Source organism: Ferrovibrio terrae (assembly GCF_943371255.1).
In the GTDB taxonomy this organism is placed as follows: Bacteria; Pseudomonadota; Alphaproteobacteria; order Ferrovibrionales; family Ferrovibrionaceae; genus Ferrovibrio; species Ferrovibrio terrae_B.
This window is the reverse complement of the sequence record NZ_CALRUC010000001.1, coordinates 65,298-80,152: the sequence shown is the minus strand read 5'-3', so window position 1 is coordinate 80,152 and position 14,855 is coordinate 65,298. Positions and strand designations below refer to the sequence as shown.

The 14,855-nt window shown below is 64.8% G+C and carries 13 protein-coding genes and 1 tRNA gene; 11 read left to right on the top strand and 3 right to left on the bottom strand.

The window, feature by feature from the left end:
- Positions 1-4 precede the first annotated feature (4 nt).
- The gene (locus tag AAG799_RS00515) at positions 5-1,099 is read left to right on the top strand and encodes an FIST C-terminal domain-containing protein (RefSeq protein WP_341893813.1); all 1,095 of its coding nucleotides are present in this window, start codon (positions 5-7) and stop codon (positions 1,097-1,099) included.
- A gap of 48 nt (positions 1,100-1,147) precedes the next feature.
- Positions 1,148-1,594 (top strand): VOC family protein, encoded by a 447-nt coding sequence (locus AAG799_RS00510; protein ID WP_341893812.1) that lies wholly within the window; start codon positions 1,148-1,150, stop codon positions 1,592-1,594.
- Here the strand turns inward: AAG799_RS00510 and AAG799_RS00505 are convergent.
- Positions 1,591-2,646 (bottom strand): alcohol dehydrogenase, encoded by a 1,056-nt coding sequence (locus AAG799_RS00505; RefSeq protein ID WP_341893811.1) that lies wholly within the window; start codon positions 2,644-2,646, stop codon positions 1,591-1,593. The two genes, AAG799_RS00510 and AAG799_RS00505, sit on opposite strands and share 4 nt — an antisense overlap.
- Positions 2,647-2,749: 103 nt before the next feature.
- On the opposite strand from AAG799_RS00505, the gene AAG799_RS00500 reads away from it, so the two are divergent.
- The 4 genes from AAG799_RS00500 to AAG799_RS00485 are packed head-to-tail and all read left to right on the top strand — an operon-like array spanning position 2,750 to position 7,793.
- On the top strand, positions 2,750-3,514 hold the full coding sequence (locus AAG799_RS00500) for an SDR family oxidoreductase (protein WP_341893810.1): 765 nt from the start codon (positions 2,750-2,752) through the stop codon (positions 3,512-3,514).
- Between the two features lie 4 nt (positions 3,515-3,518).
- Positions 3,519-4,916 carry a cytochrome P450 gene (locus AAG799_RS00495; protein WP_341893809.1) on the top strand — a complete coding sequence of 466 codons (1,398 nt, stop codon included), beginning with the start codon at positions 3,519-3,521 and terminating at the stop codon, positions 4,914-4,916.
- Positions 4,917-4,932: 16 nt separating this feature from the next.
- On the top strand, positions 4,933-6,336 hold the full coding sequence (locus AAG799_RS00490; protein WP_341893808.1) for an amidase: 1,404 nt from the start codon (positions 4,933-4,935) through the stop codon (positions 6,334-6,336).
- Positions 6,333-7,793, top strand: a complete 1,461-nt coding sequence (locus AAG799_RS00485; RefSeq protein ID WP_341893807.1) for an NAD(P)H-hydrate dehydratase — start codon at positions 6,333-6,335, stop codon at positions 7,791-7,793. The genes AAG799_RS00490 and AAG799_RS00485 overlap by 4 nt, the downstream gene beginning before the upstream one ends.
- Here the strand turns inward: AAG799_RS00485 and AAG799_RS00480 are convergent.
- Entirely contained in the window at positions 7,762-9,441 is a 1,680-nt protein-coding gene (locus AAG799_RS00480) for a SulP family inorganic anion transporter (RefSeq protein WP_341893806.1), read from the bottom strand. The two genes, AAG799_RS00485 and AAG799_RS00480, sit on opposite strands and share 32 nt — an antisense overlap.
- 377 nt (positions 9,442-9,818) lie before the next feature.
- Here AAG799_RS00480 and AAG799_RS00475 point away from each other — a divergent pair, with 377 nt between their 5' ends.
- The 5 genes from AAG799_RS00475 (at position 9,819) to clpX (ending at position 14,355) form a co-directional block, all read left to right on the top strand.
- Positions 9,819-10,523, top strand: a complete 705-nt coding sequence (locus AAG799_RS00475) for a glycosyltransferase (protein WP_341893805.1) — start codon at positions 9,819-9,821, stop codon at positions 10,521-10,523.
- 101 nt (positions 10,524-10,624) lie between these two features.
- Positions 10,625-10,709, top strand: a tRNA-Leu gene (locus tag AAG799_RS00470).
- A 56-nt stretch (positions 10,710-10,765) separates the two neighbouring features.
- Positions 10,766-12,088 (top strand): trigger factor, encoded by a 1,323-nt coding sequence (gene tig / locus AAG799_RS00465; RefSeq protein ID WP_341893804.1) that lies wholly within the window; start codon positions 10,766-10,768, stop codon positions 12,086-12,088.
- Positions 12,089-12,226: 138 nt separating this feature from the next.
- A complete protein-coding gene (gene clpP / locus AAG799_RS00460) occupies positions 12,227-12,856 on the top strand; it encodes an ATP-dependent Clp endopeptidase proteolytic subunit ClpP (RefSeq protein WP_341893803.1) in 630 nt (209 codons plus the stop codon).
- Between the two features lie 236 nt (positions 12,857-13,092).
- Complete coding sequence (gene clpX, locus AAG799_RS00455) at positions 13,093-14,355, top strand: ATP-dependent Clp protease ATP-binding subunit ClpX (protein ID WP_341893802.1); 1,263 nt, start codon at positions 13,093-13,095, stop codon at positions 14,353-14,355.
- Between the two features lie 61 nt (positions 14,356-14,416).
- Here clpX and AAG799_RS00450 read toward each other — a convergent pair whose 3' ends face one another.
- Complete coding sequence (locus tag AAG799_RS00450) at positions 14,417-14,746, bottom strand: antibiotic biosynthesis monooxygenase family protein (RefSeq protein WP_341893801.1); 330 nt, start codon at positions 14,744-14,746, stop codon at positions 14,417-14,419.
- Positions 14,747-14,855: the final 109 nt, after the last annotated feature.

The window sequence follows — 14,855 nt, the reverse complement described above, 5'->3', positions numbered from 1 at the left end:
CGGTATGACCGAACAGACCACGGGCTCCCGCTTCCGTCTCGGTGTCGGCGCGGCCGAGGACTGGCGCATGGCGGTCGATGGCTGCCTGCTGCAGCTGATGCCGCTCTCCGATACCGCCAATGTCGGCTTTGTCTATGTCAGCGACCGCATGGCCGACCGCCTGCCGCAGATCATGAAGCGGCTGACCGAAGCCACCGGCATTGCCAACATGGTCGGCGCCTGCGGCTACAGCATCGCCGCCGGCGACAAAGAATATTGCGACGAGCCTGTCGTCGCCTGCCTGGTCGGCACCGTGCCCGATGGCAGCGCCAAGGTCTTCACCCGTCCCACCGAACGGCCGCAGGGCTGGCTCGGCGTCGTGCATGCCGATCCGCAGGTGCCGGCGCTGCCCGAACTGATCGAGGATTTTTCCGAAGCCTGCGGCGCCTATCTGGTCGGCGGCCTGGTGGCGGCGCGCGGGCCGCGCCCGCAATGGGCCGGCAGCGCCATCGAAGGCGGCATGTCGGGCATCGTGTTTTCCGAAGCGCAGCCGATGATGACCAGCCTGACTCAAGGCTGCAGCCAGGTCGGCGGCCTGCATGAGATCACCGCGGCCGATGGCAACGTGATTCTCGAACTCGATTCCAAGCCGGCCTATGACGTGCTGCGCGACAGTTTCGCGGTCGAATCGCTGCAGGATCTGCGCAAGCTTTCCAGCGGCCTGATGGTCGGCCTGCCGATCACCGGCGCCGACCGGCCCGACTTCCTGGTGCGCAACATCATCGGCATCGACCCCCAGGCCGGCGGCATCGCCATCGGCGCCATGGTGGAGGAGGGCGAGCAGATCTTCTTCTGCCGCCGCGATATCGACTCCGCTGGCCGCGACATGGACCGCATGCTCACCGAGGTGAAGCGCCGTTGCGGCGACCGCGTGCCGCGCGGCGCCCTGTGGTATTCCTGCATGGCGCGCTGCCAGGACCAGTTCGTGCAGTCGCCCAGCGAACTGGCCCGCATCCAGACCGTGTTCCCTGACCTGCCGCTGGTCGGCATGTATTGCGGCGGCGAGATCGCCCAGTCGCGGCTCTACGGCTATACCGGCGTGCTGGCGCTGTTCCTGTAACAATTCCCTGCAAGATTCTCCTGGCAGGATTTCTGCCGGAGAAAGCTCATGACCAATCAATACGGCGGTCCGCCGCGCAGCGGCTGGCCCAGACTGATGGTGGAACTGCTGGTGCAGGATTTCACCATATCCCTCAGCTTCTGGCGCGACGTGCTCGGTTTCGGTATCGCCTACCAGCGACCGGCAGAACGCTTTGTCTATCTTGAACATCCTGATGGTGCGCAGATCATGCTCTGCCAGCGCCATGGCCAATGGGAAACCGGACCGCTGCAGCGGCCCTATGGCCGGGGTCTGATGCTGCAGGTCTATGTCAAACGGCTCGATCCCGTCATCGCCGCCCTGACTGCGATGGATTGGCCGGTTCATACCGGTCTGCGTGAAACATGGCGGCGCGTCGGAGACCGGGAATCCGGACAGCTTGAGGTTTTCGTGCAGGATCCAGATGGTTATCTGGTCATGGTGGCCGAAGAGATCGGGGAACGGCCGCTCAACTAGGCCTCCAGCACGATTCTTCCCACCACCTGGCCGGCCTTCAGCTTTTCCAGCGAGGCGGTCGCCTGGTCCAGCGGTGCCAGGGTGATCGGCAGCGGCGGCAGCGCGGTGGTCTGCGCCAGCGCCAGCAGCTCGCGCAACTCGGTCAGGCTGCCGACATAGCTGCCGCTCACCCGCAGCCCCTTCATCACATGCAGGCCGATGGAAAACGTCGCCGTGCCGCCGAGCAGGCCGACGGTGACCAGATGGCCGCCCTTGCGCAACGCGCCATAGCCGAAGCCGAAGCTGGTGTCCGAGCCGGCGAAATCCACCGCCGCCATCACGCCGCCGGTGGCTTTCAGCAGCGCTTTCAGCGCGCCGTCCGCGCGCGGATCGATGGCGTCCTTGGCACCCAGCTGCAGGGCGGCGGCGCGCTTGGCCGGATCGAGATCGGCCACGATGGGCGCCACGCCGGTCATGGCCTGCGCCAGCGCCACGGCATTCAGGCCGACGCCGCCGGCGCCGACAATCAGCAGGCTGTGATCCGCGTGCAGGCGACCGAGCTTTTTCAGTGCCGAATAGGCGGTGAGGCCGGAGCAGGCATAGGTCGCCGCCAGCGCCGGATCGAGGCTGCCGATATCGAGCAGATACTGTTCGTCGGGCACCAGCACATGGCTGGCATAGCCGCCATCGGTGAAGATGCCGATGGCCTGCTGCGCGCCGGCGCAGAGATGTTCGTTGCCGTCGCGGCAGGGCGGGCAGGTGCCGCAGCCGATCCAGGGGAAGACCAGCCGGCGCTGCCCGGCTTTCGCCTGCACCGCCTCCGGGCCGGCCGACACAACCGTGCCGGTGATCTCATGGCCGGGTGTCAGCGGCAGCAGGCTGCCATTCGCCGCTGCCACCACGCGCTTGCCGCCGCCGAGATCGAAATAGCCGTCCCAGATATGCAGGTCGCTGTGGCAGACGCCGCAGCATTCGACCCTGAGCAGCACCTGGCGCCCGGCCGGCTGCGGCAGCGGCTTCTCGGTCAGCACCAGCGGCTTGCCGAACGCGGCAACCTGATAACAGCGCAGCATGGCGTCCTCCTGTGTTGCGATGATGGTAGGAAGCCGGGCGGGCTGGTGTCCAGCCTCCAAACCGGTAAACTCGGGGCAAGAAATGTGTGTGGGAGGATTCACCGTGCTGAAGCAAATGTTCGATCTCACCGGCCGGGTGGCGCTGATCACCGGTGCCTCGCGCGGCTTCGGCCTGGAATTCGCCAAGCTGTTTGCCGAGGCCGGCGCGCTGGTGATCCTGAACGGCCGCCATGTCGAGACGCTGCAGACGGCCGCCGATGTGGTGCGCCGTCATGGCCTGGTCGATATCGCCGCCTTCGATGTGGCCGACATTCCCGCCGGCGTCTCGGCGATTGCCGCCATCGAGAAAACCCATGGCAGCCTCGACATCCTGGTCAACAATGCCGGCATGAATATCCGCAAGCCGCTGGCCGAGTATAAGCTGGAGGACTGGCGGCAGGTGATCGAAGTCGATCTCACGGCGACCTTCGCGCTGGCGCAGGCGGCCGGTCTTGGCATGGCCAGGCGTGGTTATGGCCGCATCATCAATATCGGTTCGGTGATGTCGGTCTGGGGCCGCGCCGGCATCCCGGCCTATGCGGCGGCCAAGCATGGCATCCTCGGCATGACCAAGGCCTTTGCCGCCGAACTCGGCGCCAGCGGCGTCACCTGCAATGCCATCGCGCCGGGCTATTTCGAAACCGAACTGAATGCCGAGCTGATGAAGAATGCCGACTTCGTGAAATACGTTACCGACCGCACGCCGCTGCGCCGCTGGGGCAAGCCCGAGGAACTGGCCGGGGCCGCGCTGTTCCTCGCGTCGCCGGCGGCGAGCTATGTGAACGGCCACCTGCTCACCGTCGATGGCGGCATGACGACCACGATGTAATCGCATGACCTCCGGCACTGTCATGGGCAGCGACAGCCCCAGAGATATCTTGGGTTTTATCCCGGCCTATCCGGCGCGGCATGAGCGCCGGCTGCCGCTGCTGCAGCTGTTGAAGACGCTGCGCCAGAACGCCATCGGCACCTATACGCGGGAGGCCTTCGAGCGCGACATCATCGTCTACCGGCTTGGCTTCAAGCCGATGATCCTGGCCAACCACCCTGATCTGATCCGCCATGTCATGCTCGACAACGCGGCCAACTACGAACGCGACCCGGTCGGCAAGCGCATGCTGGAGCCCGGCCTGGGCAAGGGGCTGCTCACCAGCGAAGGCGCCGAATGGAAACGCCAGCGCCGCATGATGGCGCCGATCTTCCAGCCGCGCCGGCTCGCCGGCTTCGCCGAGATCATGACCGACTATTCCGCCGCGCTGGCGGAAAAGCTGGTGGCGCTGCCGCAAGGGCAGAGCATCGACATGGCCGAGCAGATGATGCTGCTGACGCTCGACATCATCGCGCGCACCATGTTCGGCGCCGATGCCGCCACCGATGTGTCGGCTGTCGGCGCTGCGATGGACCGCTACCAGATCACGGTGCGGCCCAATATCCCCGACCTGCTCGGCCTGCCGCGCTGGGTGCCGCGCCCCGACGCCCGCGAGGGCCAGCGCGCGCTGGCCGAGATGGATAGCATCATCAACAGCCTGATCCGGCGTCGCCGCGACAGCGGCAACCCGGGCAGCGATCTGCTCGGCCTGCTGCTGACAGCGCGCGATGACGAGACCGGCAGCGTGCTGGACGATCGCGAGGTGCGCGACCAGATGGCGACCTTCTTCCTCGCCGGCCATGAAACCACCGCCACAGCGCTGGCCTGGATCTGGTATCTGCTCAGTCACGCCCCGGCTGTTGAAACGAAGCTGCATGCCGAACTGGACACCGTCCTCGATGGCCGGCCAGCCACCTATGCCGATTACGACAGGCTGATCTATACCCGCATGGTGATCGAGGAGGCGATGCGCCTCTATCCGCCGGCGCATACCACGGCGCGGCAGGCGGTCGCCGCCGACCGCTTCGGCGATATCGAGATACCCGCCGGCACCATGGTGGTGGTGTCGCCTTGGATCATGCATCGCCACCGGCTCTACTGGCAGAATCCCGATACCTTCGATCCGGAGAATTTCGCCCCCGAAAATGCCGCCGCGCGTCGGCGCTATACCTATCTGCCCTTCGGCGCCGGGCCGCGCATCTGCATCGGCCAGGGCTTTGCCATGATCGAGGCGGTGCTGATCCTCGCCACGCTGGCGCAGAAATTGCGTGCCCGCCTGGTGCCGGGCGCCGTGGTGACGCCGGTGGCGAAAATCACCCTGCGGCCGTCGCCCGATCTACTGATGACCATTCAGCCGCGTTGAACAGGACAGATCCAGAATGAGTGAAGACCTCTGCTACATGCCGGCCGCCGATCTGGTCGAAGGCTATCGCGCCGGCACCCTGTCGCCGGTCGAGGTGACACAGGCCCTGCTCAAGCGCATTGCCGCGATCAACCCGAAGCTCAATGCCTATAATCTGGTCGATGACGCGGCCGCCCTGCGCGATGCCCAAGCCTCCGAGGCGCGCTGGAAAGCCGGCAAACCGCTCAGCCCCATCGACGGCGTGCCGGCCTCGATCAAGGACATCATCCTCACCAAAGGCTGGCCGACGCTGCGCGGCTCGAAGACCGTCGATCCGAACCAGGCCTGGGGCGAGGATGCACCGGTGACCGCGCGCCTGCGCGAAGCCGGCTGCGTCATTCTCGGCAAGACCACCTCGCCCGAGATGGGCTGGAAGGGTGTGACTGACTCGCCGCTCACCGGCACCACGCGCAACCCGTGGAACACCGCTCTCACGCCGGGCGGCTCATCCGGTGGCGCCTCGGCGCAGGTCGCTGCCGGCCTCGGCCAGCTTGCGGTCGGCACCGATGGCGGCGGCTCGATCCGCATCCCGGCCGGCTTCACCGGCATTGTCGGCCTGAAACCCAATTTCGGCCGCGTGCCGGCGGCGCCGCTCAGCCCCTTCGGCACCGTGGCGCATCTCGGCCCGATGACGCGCACGGTGCGCGATGCGGCATTGATGCTGAACGAGATGGTGAAGCCCGATGCGCGCGACTGGTTCGCGCTGCCCTATGACGGACGCGACTACACCGCCAACCTGCGCGAAGGCGTGAAGGGCCTGAAGATCGCCTACAGCCCGACGCTGGGTTTTGCGAAAGTCGATCCCGAGATTGCGGCTGCCGTCGATGTCGCGGCGAAACAGTTCGCGGCATTGGGTGCCAGTGTCGAGCAGGTCGATCCGGGCTTTGCCGATCCCATTGAGATGTTCCATGTGCACTGGTTCCTCGGTGCCTACAATGCGACGATGGCGCTGCCGAAAGACAAGTTTGCCATGCTCGACCCCGGCCTGATCAAAACGGCGGAGGCGGGGGCGAAGATCACCACCAAGGAATACCTGCAGGCGCAGAACGAGCGCGGCCGGCTCGGCGTGCTGATGAAGCGCTTCCACGAACGATACGACCTGCTCCTTACCCCCAGCCTCGCCGTGCTGCCCTTCACGGCCGGGCGTCTGGCACCCGAGAGCATGGGTGATGCCTACTGGACGGAATGGACGCCCTTCACCTATCCTTTCAACCTGACGCAGCAGCCGGGGCTGTCCATCCCCTGCGGCTTTTCGAAATCCGGTCTACCGATCAGCCTGCAGCTGGTCGGCCCGATGCATCGCGAAGACCTGCTGCTGCGTGCCGGCGCCGCCTATGAAGCCGCGACCGACTGGCACAAGCCGAGGCCGAAACTGGCATGACGCATAACGCCGCCCTGCTCACCGTCACCGAAATGGCCGCTGCCGACCGCGCGACCATCAGTGGCGGTGTGCCGGGACTGCAGTTGATGGAAGCCGCTGGCGCCGCCGTGGCACGCATGGTGCAGCGCCATCATGCGCATGGCAGCGTGGTGGTGCTCTGCGGGCCGGGCAACAATGGCGGCGACGGTTTTGTCGCGGCACGCTTGCTGAAAGATGCCGGCCGGCAGGTCACACTGCTGCTGTTCGGATCGCGCGATGCGCTGACAGGCGATGCGGCGGAAATGGCGCGGCGCTGGAGCGGCGCAGTGCTGGCCGCAACGCCGGTGCAGATCATGCAGGCCGATGTGATCGTCGATGCCCTGTTCGGTGCCGGCCTGAGCAAACCCCTGGAGGGTGCCGCCCTGGCACTGGTCGATGCGGTGAATGAATCCGGCGCCGCGGTTGTGGCCGTCGATCTGCCCAGCGGCCTGCACGGCGATGACGGAAAGTTCCGCGGCGGCGCGGTGCAGGCCACGCGCAGCGTCACCTTCTTCCGGCCCAAGCCGGGCCATCTGCTGCTGCCCGGCCGGCTGCTCTGCGGCGAACTGCATGTCGCCGATATCGGCATTCCCGATGCGGTGCTGGCCGAGATCAGGCCGCAGCAGTGGCGCAACGATCCGGCCCTGTGGCGCGCATATCTGCCGGTGCCGCATGTGGCGCATCACAAATATGCCCGTGGTCATGTGCTGGTGCGCGGCGGCCGCCAGGCCGGTGCGACGCGGCTGGCCGGTCATGCGGCATTGCGCATCGGCGCCGGGCTGGTGACGCTGGCGCAGCCGCAGGAGGCCATGTTGCAGGGGGGCGGCCCGGATGCGCTGATGCGCCAACGCTGCGACGGCATTCCGGGCTGGCGCGCCGCACTGGCCGATCCGCGCCGCAATGCGCTGCTGCTCGGGCCGGGTAACGGCGGTGGCATGGCGACGCAACAGGCGGTGCTGGAGGCGCTGGCGAGCAAACGTCCCGTGGTGCTGGATGCCGATGCGCTGACGGCGTTTGCGGATGATCCGAAGCGGCTGTTCGCGGCGATCAGGGGCCCGACGATTCTCACGCCGCATGATGGCGAATTCGCCCGCCTGTTCCCCGATCTGGCCGCACTGCCGAAACTGGCGCGCGCGCGGATGGCGGCCAAGATCAGCAATGCGGTGATCGTGCTGAAAGGCGCCGATACGGTGATTGCCGATCCCGATGGCAGGGCGGCGATCAACACGAATGCTCCTCCTGATATGGCAACTGCAGGAGCAGGCGATGTGCTGGCCGGGTTCTGTGCCGGGCTTCTGGCGCAGGGCATGCCGGCGTTTGAGGCCGCCTGCGCCGCCGTCTGGCTGCATGGTGCAGCGGCGGCTGAGTTTGGCGTCGGCCTGATCGCCGACGACCTGATCGACGCGGTCAGGATTCCGCTGGCGCGGCTGCGACGATAGTCCGCGCCTTCGCCAGTGCTGCCGTCAGGTTCGGCTGCACTGCACCGGGCCCCAGCCGCTCCAGCAATCCCATCTCGCGCAGCACCTGCAGCGGCTGCGGCTGCACGCGGGTCAGCAGCACCACGGTGCCGCGCGCGCGGTTCTTGTCGATGAAGCTGCCGAGTGCATCGATGCCGCTGGCATCCACCAGCGGCACATTGCCCATGCGCAGGATGAACACCCGCGGCGCTTTCTCGATGCGGTCGAGGATATCGGCCAGCATGGCGGCGACGCCGAAGAAGAACGGCCCGCTGATCTCGAACACCTCGACGCCCTTGGGGATGTCGATGGCGGCCAGTGCGGTGGCGCCGGCCTCAGTCTCGGCGCGTTCGGCCAGATCGGCGCCGGCCACGGCGCTCACATCGGTGGTTTCCACCATGCGGCGGATGAACACCAGTGCGGCCAGCACGATGCCCACTTCCAGCGCGACGGTGATATCCACCAGCACGGTGAGGATCAGGGTGACGGCCAGCACCAGCTGGTCGCCGCGCGGCGCATGCAGGAAATGCTTCAGCCGTTCGGCCTCGCTCATATTCCAGGCGACGACGACAAGGATGCCGGCCAGGGCGGCGAGCGGCACCATGCCGGCCAGCGGCGCCAGCAGCCACATGAAGACCAGCAGGAACACGGCATGCAGCATGCCCGATACCGGCGTCAGCGCACCGGCCTTGATATTGGTGGCAGTGCGCGCCAGTGCGCCGGTGGCAGGCAGGCCGCCGAACAGCGCCGAGGCGATATTGGCCACACCCTGGCCGATCAGTTCGATATTCGAGCGATGCCGCCGCCCCGTCATGCCATCGGCGATCACGCAGGACAGCAGGCTTTCGATGCCGGCCAGCAGCGCGATGGTGATGGCGCTGGGCAGCAGCTCATACAGCCGGCGCAATGTGATGCCTTGCGGCAGTTCCGGCATCGGCAGGGTATTGGGAATGGCGCCGAAGCGGCTTTCGATGGTGTCGACCGGCAGCTGCAGCCAATGCACCGCCAGCGTGGTGGCCACCACGGCGATCAGCATGCCGGGCCAGGCCGGCTTCCAGCGCCGCAGGCCGACAATGATCCCAAGCGTGACCAGCGCGATGACGGTAGCATGCAGGCTGAAGCTCGGTGCGGCTTTCGCGTAGTCGCCCCATTTGGCGATGAAGTCGGCCGGCACATGGTCGATCTGCAGGCCGAAGAAATCCTTGATCTGGGTCGAGAAGATGGTGATGGCGATGCCGGCGGTGAAGCCGGTGACGACCGGGTAGGGGATGAACTTGATCAGCGTACCCAGCTTCAGGGCGCCGAGCAGCACCAGCATGACGCCGGCCATCAGTGTGGCGATCACCAGCCCGTCGAAGCCATGTTTTTCGATCACGCCATAGACGACGATGACGAAGGCTGCCGTCGGCCCGCCGATCTGGTGCCGGCTGCCGCCCAGCGCCGAGATCAGGAAGCCGGCGACGATGGCGGTGAAGAGCCCCTTGTCCGGCGTGGTGCCCGAGGCAATCGCGATCGCCATGGCGAGCGGCAGGGCGACGATGGCGACCGTCAGGCCGCTCAGCGCATCCTTGCGCAGGCTGGCAAGGCCGTAGCCTTCCTGCAGGGCGGTGATCAGTTTGGGTACGAACATCTGGGTGGCGTCCATCCGGGCAGGCTGGCGCCGTCGGTCGCCCATACTACGCTGGCCGGCGGTCTAGGGTATTATAATACCGCGTGCGGACTTTTTCCATGCCGCAGTTGAAAATTCGCGCGTTCGCACTACGTTCTAGTATCGCGCGAGTAAGTTTCCGTGCGGGGCAGGCAGAAGGCGAAACGAACCTGTACGAACCCCAGCGAACCTGAACGAACCTGAACGAACCCCAACGAACCTCAACGAACCTCAACGAACCCCAACGAACCCCAACGAACTCAAACGAACCCGGGCGGATTGCGCTCGGTCAAAGCCCGGGCGTTAACTTCCGGGTAGAATTTACGGTGTAAGGACGATTGGTTTTCAGGAGTCTCAGGATGATTCGCGTCTTCATCGGTTACAGCCGGGCCGCCCCGGTCGCCTCCAGCGTTGCCGCCCTCAGCATCAACCGCCGGGCGTCGCAGCCGGTCGCCATCACCCATCTGGCGCTCAACCAGTTGCAGGGCATCTATACCCGCCCGCATCATGAGCTGCAGTCAACCGATTTTTCCTTCTCGCGCTTCCTCACGCCCTATCTGGCGGGTTTCCAGGACTGGGCGATCTTCATGGACGACGACATGCTGGTGGTCGACGACATCGCCAAGCTCTGGGCCCTGCGCGACGACCGCTATGCCGTCCAGGTGGTCAAGCACAACCATGTGCCCAAGGAGGAGGTGAAATTCCTCGGCAAGGCGCAGACCCGCTACGAAAAGAAGAACTGGTCCAGCGTCATGCTGTTCAACTGCGCAAAATGCACGGCGCTGACCCCCGATTACGTCAATGCCGCCACCGGGCTGGAGCTGCACCAGTTCAAATGGCTGGGCGATGACGGCCTGATCGGCGAAATCCCGCATCGCTGGAACCATCTGGCCGACTACGACCCCTTCGAAAAAGATGTCTCCATCGTGCATTACACGATCGGCGGGCCGTTCTATGACGACTTCAAGGATTGCTCCTATGCCAAGGAATGGTTCGCCGAGCGCGAAATGATGAACCATTGCGACCAGGCAACGGTGAAAAAGCCTGTTAAGACTGGCACTTAAACCCCGGGGCAGGGGGCGTTCGAAAACCGCCCAAAAGCCTCGCGCCGCCGAAATCTCCGTGCTATAGACTTCCGCCTTCGCGCCGGCCCCGGTGCGGGCAAGCGGGCGTGGTGGAACTGGTAGACACGCAGGATTTAGGTTCCTGTGCCGCAAGGCGTGTGGGTTCAAGTCCCTCCGCCCGCACCAGCCCCCGAAGCGAGCGCGAAACAGAGATTCAAGAGACAGAGACAGGTAGTTCGGTCATGCAGATCACGGAAATCAGCGCCTCGGGCCTGAAGCGCGAATACAAGGTGGTTATCAACGCCGCCGCGCTGGAAAGCACCGTCAACCAGAAGCTTGAAGCGGTTCGCGGCCAGGTCAACATGCCGGGCTTCCGTCCGGGCAAGGCGCCGGCCGCGCTGATCAAGAAGCAGTATGGTCGCGCGCTGCTCGGCGAGGCGATGGAAGAGTCGGTGAACACCGCGCTGCAGAAGACGCTGGAAGACAACAACCTGCGTCCGGCCATGCAGCCCAAGGTCGACATCCAGACCTTCGAAGAGGGCAAGGATTTCGAATGCACCATCGCCGTCGAGGTGCTGCCCGAAATCGTCCCCGGTGACTTCAAGGCGATCAAGCTGGAGCGTCTGGTGGTCGAGCCGGGTGAGTCCGAAGTCGAGGAATTCCTCACCCGTCTGTCCGAGCAGCAGAAGACCTACGAGAAGGCCGAGCGCGCCGCCGCCAATGGCGACCAGGTCGTGATCGACTTCTCGGGCAGCGTCAACGGCGTGAAGTTCGACGGCGGCACCGCCAGCGACTATCCGCTGGTGCTGGGCTCCAACACCTTCATCCCCGGCTTCGAAGAGCAGCTGGTTGGCCTGAAGGCCGGCGACGAGAAGACCGTCACTGTCACCTTCCCGGAGAATTACGGCAATGCCGATCTCGCCGGCAAGCCGGCCGAGTTCGCCTGCACGGTGAAGGAAGTGCGCGGCGCCGGCGCGGTCGTCATGGATGACGAATTCGCCAAGCGCTTCGGTCTTGCCTCGCTGCAGGAGCTGAAGGACAACATCAAGCGTGACCTCGGCCAGGAATATAAGAGCCTGTCGCGCATGAAGCTGAAGCGCGGCCTGCTCGACCAGCTGGCCGACCAGCACAGCTTCGAGGTGCCGCCGGGCATGGTTGAACTCGAATTCGACCAGATCTGGAAGGAAATCTCGGCTGACAAGGCTCGCCTCGAGGCCGAAATGGCCGAAGAGAAGAAGAGCGAAGACGAGCTGCAGACCGAGTATCGCAAGATCGCCGAGCGCCGCATCCGTCTCGGCCTGCTGCTGTCGGAAGTCGGTCGCGTCAACAATATCGAAGTGAAGCCCGACGAAATCACCCGCGCCATGGTCGAGCAGGCCCGCCGCTTCCCCGGCCAGGAGCGCCAGGTGATGGAATACTTCCAGAAGAACCCGGAAGCCGCCCAGAGCCTGCGCGCCCCGATCTTCGAGGACAAGGTGGTCGATTTCATCGTCGAGATGGCCAGCGTGACCGACAAGCCGGTCACCAAGGAAGAGCTGCAGAAGGAGGTCGAGGCGGTCGCCTGATTCGCCCCGACATCCAGGACATTGCGAAACGCCGGGGCTTGCCCCGGCGTTTTTGCTTTAAAAAAGCCCGGCCATTGAAGGAACCGGTGCTTTGCCCCACATTAAGGCTACCGAATTCCTCGTACTTCAGGGCGCGTCATGCACAAGATGGTCGATACCTATATGAATATGCTGGTCCCGATGGTGGTCGAGCAGACCAACCGGGGCGAGCGCTCGTATGACATCTACTCCCGGCTGCTGAAGGAACGCATCATCTTCATGGTCGGCCCGGTGAACGACGCCGTCGCCAGCCTGGTCACCGCCCAGCTGCTGTTCCTGGAAGCCGAGAACCCGAACAAGGAAATTTCCTTCTATATCAACAGCCCGGGCGGCATGGTCACGTCCGGCATGGCGATCTACGACACCATGCAGTACATCCGGCCCAAGATCGCCACCCTGTGTATCGGCCAGGCGGCCTCGATGGGGTCGCTGCTGCTCGCGGCCGGCGAGAAGGGCATGCGCTATGCCCTGCCGAACGCCCGGATCATGGTGCACCAGCCGTCCGGCGGTTTTCAGGGCCAGGCGGCCGATATCGAGATCCATGCCAAGGAAATCCTCGATATGCGCAGCCGGCTGAATACTCTCTATGCCAAGCATACCGGCCAGGACGTGGAGAAGATCGAGCTGGCGATGGAGCGTGACCGCTTCCTGACCCCGCAAGAGGCCAAGGAATTCGGCCTGGTCGACGAGGTGGTCGACCGCCGCCCCGAGCCCGCCGCCAAGAAGTAACCTGGGAAATAAACCCGGAACAAAGTGGCCCTGGCCCGGGGAACATTCCGGGTTGCCGGGCCACTTGCCTGGGCGCCCGCTGGCGTTAAATCATGGTTATGTGACCAGTTTCCGGGGTCACGGAAGGGCCGGAAAGGCCCATCTCCGTTGTGCCCGGCGCTATGGTTCCTTATGATGACGATTCGATGGAATAGGGCCCCGCGTCGCCCGGCGCCGGCCCGCTCAGTGGAGTAGGTATGACCAAATTGAGCGGCAGTGACTCCAAGAATACGCTGTACTGCTCGTTCTGCGGTAAGAGCCAGCACGAGGTGCGCAAGCTGATCGCCGGTCCGACGGTGTTCATCTGCGACGAGTGCGTTGAGCTCTGCATGGATATCATCCGCGAAGAGCACAAGTCGGCCCTGGTGAAGACCCGGGACGGCGTCCCCACCCCGCAGGAAATCTGCCGCGTGCTGGACGACTATGTGATTGGCCAGTACCACGCCAAGAAGGTTCTCTCGGTGGCGGTGCACAACCACTACAAGCGCATCGGCCATGGCGGCAAGAACAACGATGTCGAACTGGCCAAGTCGAACATCCTGCTGGTCGGCCCCACCGGCTGCGGCAAGACGCTGCTGGCCCAGACGCTCGCCCGCATTCTCGAAGTGCCCTTCACCATGGCAGACGCCACCACGCTGACCGAAGCCGGTTATGTGGGTGAAGATGTCGAGAACATCATTCTCAAGCTGCTGCAGTCGGCCGACTACAATGTCGAGCGCGCGCAGCGCGGCATCGTCTATATCGACGAAGTCGACAAGATCAGCCGCAAGTCCGACAATCCCTCGATCACCCGCGACGTATCGGGCGAGGGCGTGCAGCAGGCGCTGCTGAAGATCATGGAAGGCACGGTTGCCAGCGTGCCGCCGCAGGGCGGCCGCAAGCATCCGCAGCAGGAATTCCTGCAGGTCGACACCACCAACATCCTGTTCATCTGCGGCGGCGCCTTCGCCGGCCTGGAGAAGATCATTGCCGGTCGCGGCAAGGGCACCTCGATGGGTTTCGGCGCCGAAGTGCGCGGCCCGGACGAGCGTCGCTCGGGTGAAATCCTGGCGGAAGTCGAGCCCGACGATCTGCTCAAGTTCGGTCTGATCCCCGAATTCATCGGCCGCTTGCCGGTGATCGCCACGCTGAACGATCTCGATGAGCCGGCTCTGGTCGACATTCTGACCAAGCCGAAGAACGCTCTCATCAAGCAGTACCAGCGCCTGTTCGAGATGGAAGACGTGAAGCTGACCTTCTCGGATGATGCCGTCGCCGGCGTCGCCCGCAAGGCCATCGCGCGCAAGACCGGCGCTCGCGGCCTGCGCTCCATTCTGGAAGGCATCCTGCTCGACCCGATGTTTGATCTCCCGAACATGAACGGCGTCGAGGAAGTGGTGATCTCGCCCGATGTGGTCGAGGGCCGCGCCAAGCCGCTGCTGATCTACGCCGATCGCAAGCAGGAAGACGTCAGCGCCTGATTACGGCTAACGGCGGTTAACCTTGTAGGCTTCTGTGCCGTGCTGTTTACGGAACTGCCCCTTACAGGGGTGGCCCGTAATGTTCGACGACCGGAAAAGGCTCGTAGAATCCGTGCAGTAGGGCGCGCCATCGCTTGTAGTCGGCCGAGCGGCGAAAGCCCTGTTCGTGATCTGCGAGACTGCCCCAGTGGACCAGCAGCAGAAACCGCTGCGGGTTTTCCATGCAGGGGCGCACCTCGGCGCTGCGACAGCCCGGCTGACGCCGGATCAGCGGCAAGGCTTCGCTGAGGGCAGTTTCGAATGCGCGGACCTGCATACCGCGGACGTCAAGCAACGCCAGTTCCAGGATGCCGCCCGCTGCGACTCCTGTGGACGACTCGGTCTGTGTCATGGATGTTCCCAACGAATGGTGGATATCCGCCACCGTGCCTTGACGGAGCAAGTGGGAATTCCCATCTTAATCTCAGTCAGGCGGCACAAAAGGACGCCTCCGCGGATTT

Coding starts and splice junctions, on each gene's coding strand:
- AAG799_RS00515 (WP_341893813.1), top strand. CDS start 5: ATGACCGAACAGACCACGGGCTCCCGCTTCCGTCTCGGTGTCGGCGCG.
- AAG799_RS00510 (WP_341893812.1), top strand. CDS start 1,148: ATGACCAATCAATACGGCGGTCCGCCGCGCAGCGGCTGGCCCAGACTG.
- AAG799_RS00505 (WP_341893811.1), bottom strand. CDS start 2,646: ATGCTGCGCTGTTATCAGGTTGCCGCGTTCGGCAAGCCGCTGGTGCTG.
- AAG799_RS00495 (WP_341893809.1), top strand. CDS start 3,519: ATGACCTCCGGCACTGTCATGGGCAGCGACAGCCCCAGAGATATCTTG.
- AAG799_RS00490 (WP_341893808.1), top strand. CDS start 4,933: ATGAGTGAAGACCTCTGCTACATGCCGGCCGCCGATCTGGTCGAAGGC.
- AAG799_RS00485 (WP_341893807.1), top strand. CDS start 6,333: ATGACGCATAACGCCGCCCTGCTCACCGTCACCGAAATGGCCGCTGCC.
- AAG799_RS00480 (WP_341893806.1), bottom strand. CDS start 9,441: ATGTTCGTACCCAAACTGATCACCGCCCTGCAGGAAGGCTACGGCCTT.
- AAG799_RS00475 (WP_341893805.1), top strand. CDS start 9,819: ATGATTCGCGTCTTCATCGGTTACAGCCGGGCCGCCCCGGTCGCCTCC.
- tig (WP_341893804.1), top strand. CDS start 10,766: ATGCAGATCACGGAAATCAGCGCCTCGGGCCTGAAGCGCGAATACAAG.
- clpP (WP_341893803.1), top strand. CDS start 12,227: ATGCACAAGATGGTCGATACCTATATGAATATGCTGGTCCCGATGGTG.
- clpX (WP_341893802.1), top strand. CDS start 13,093: ATGACCAAATTGAGCGGCAGTGACTCCAAGAATACGCTGTACTGCTCG.
- AAG799_RS00450 (WP_341893801.1), bottom strand. CDS start 14,746: ATGACACAGACCGAGTCGTCCACAGGAGTCGCAGCGGGCGGCATCCTG.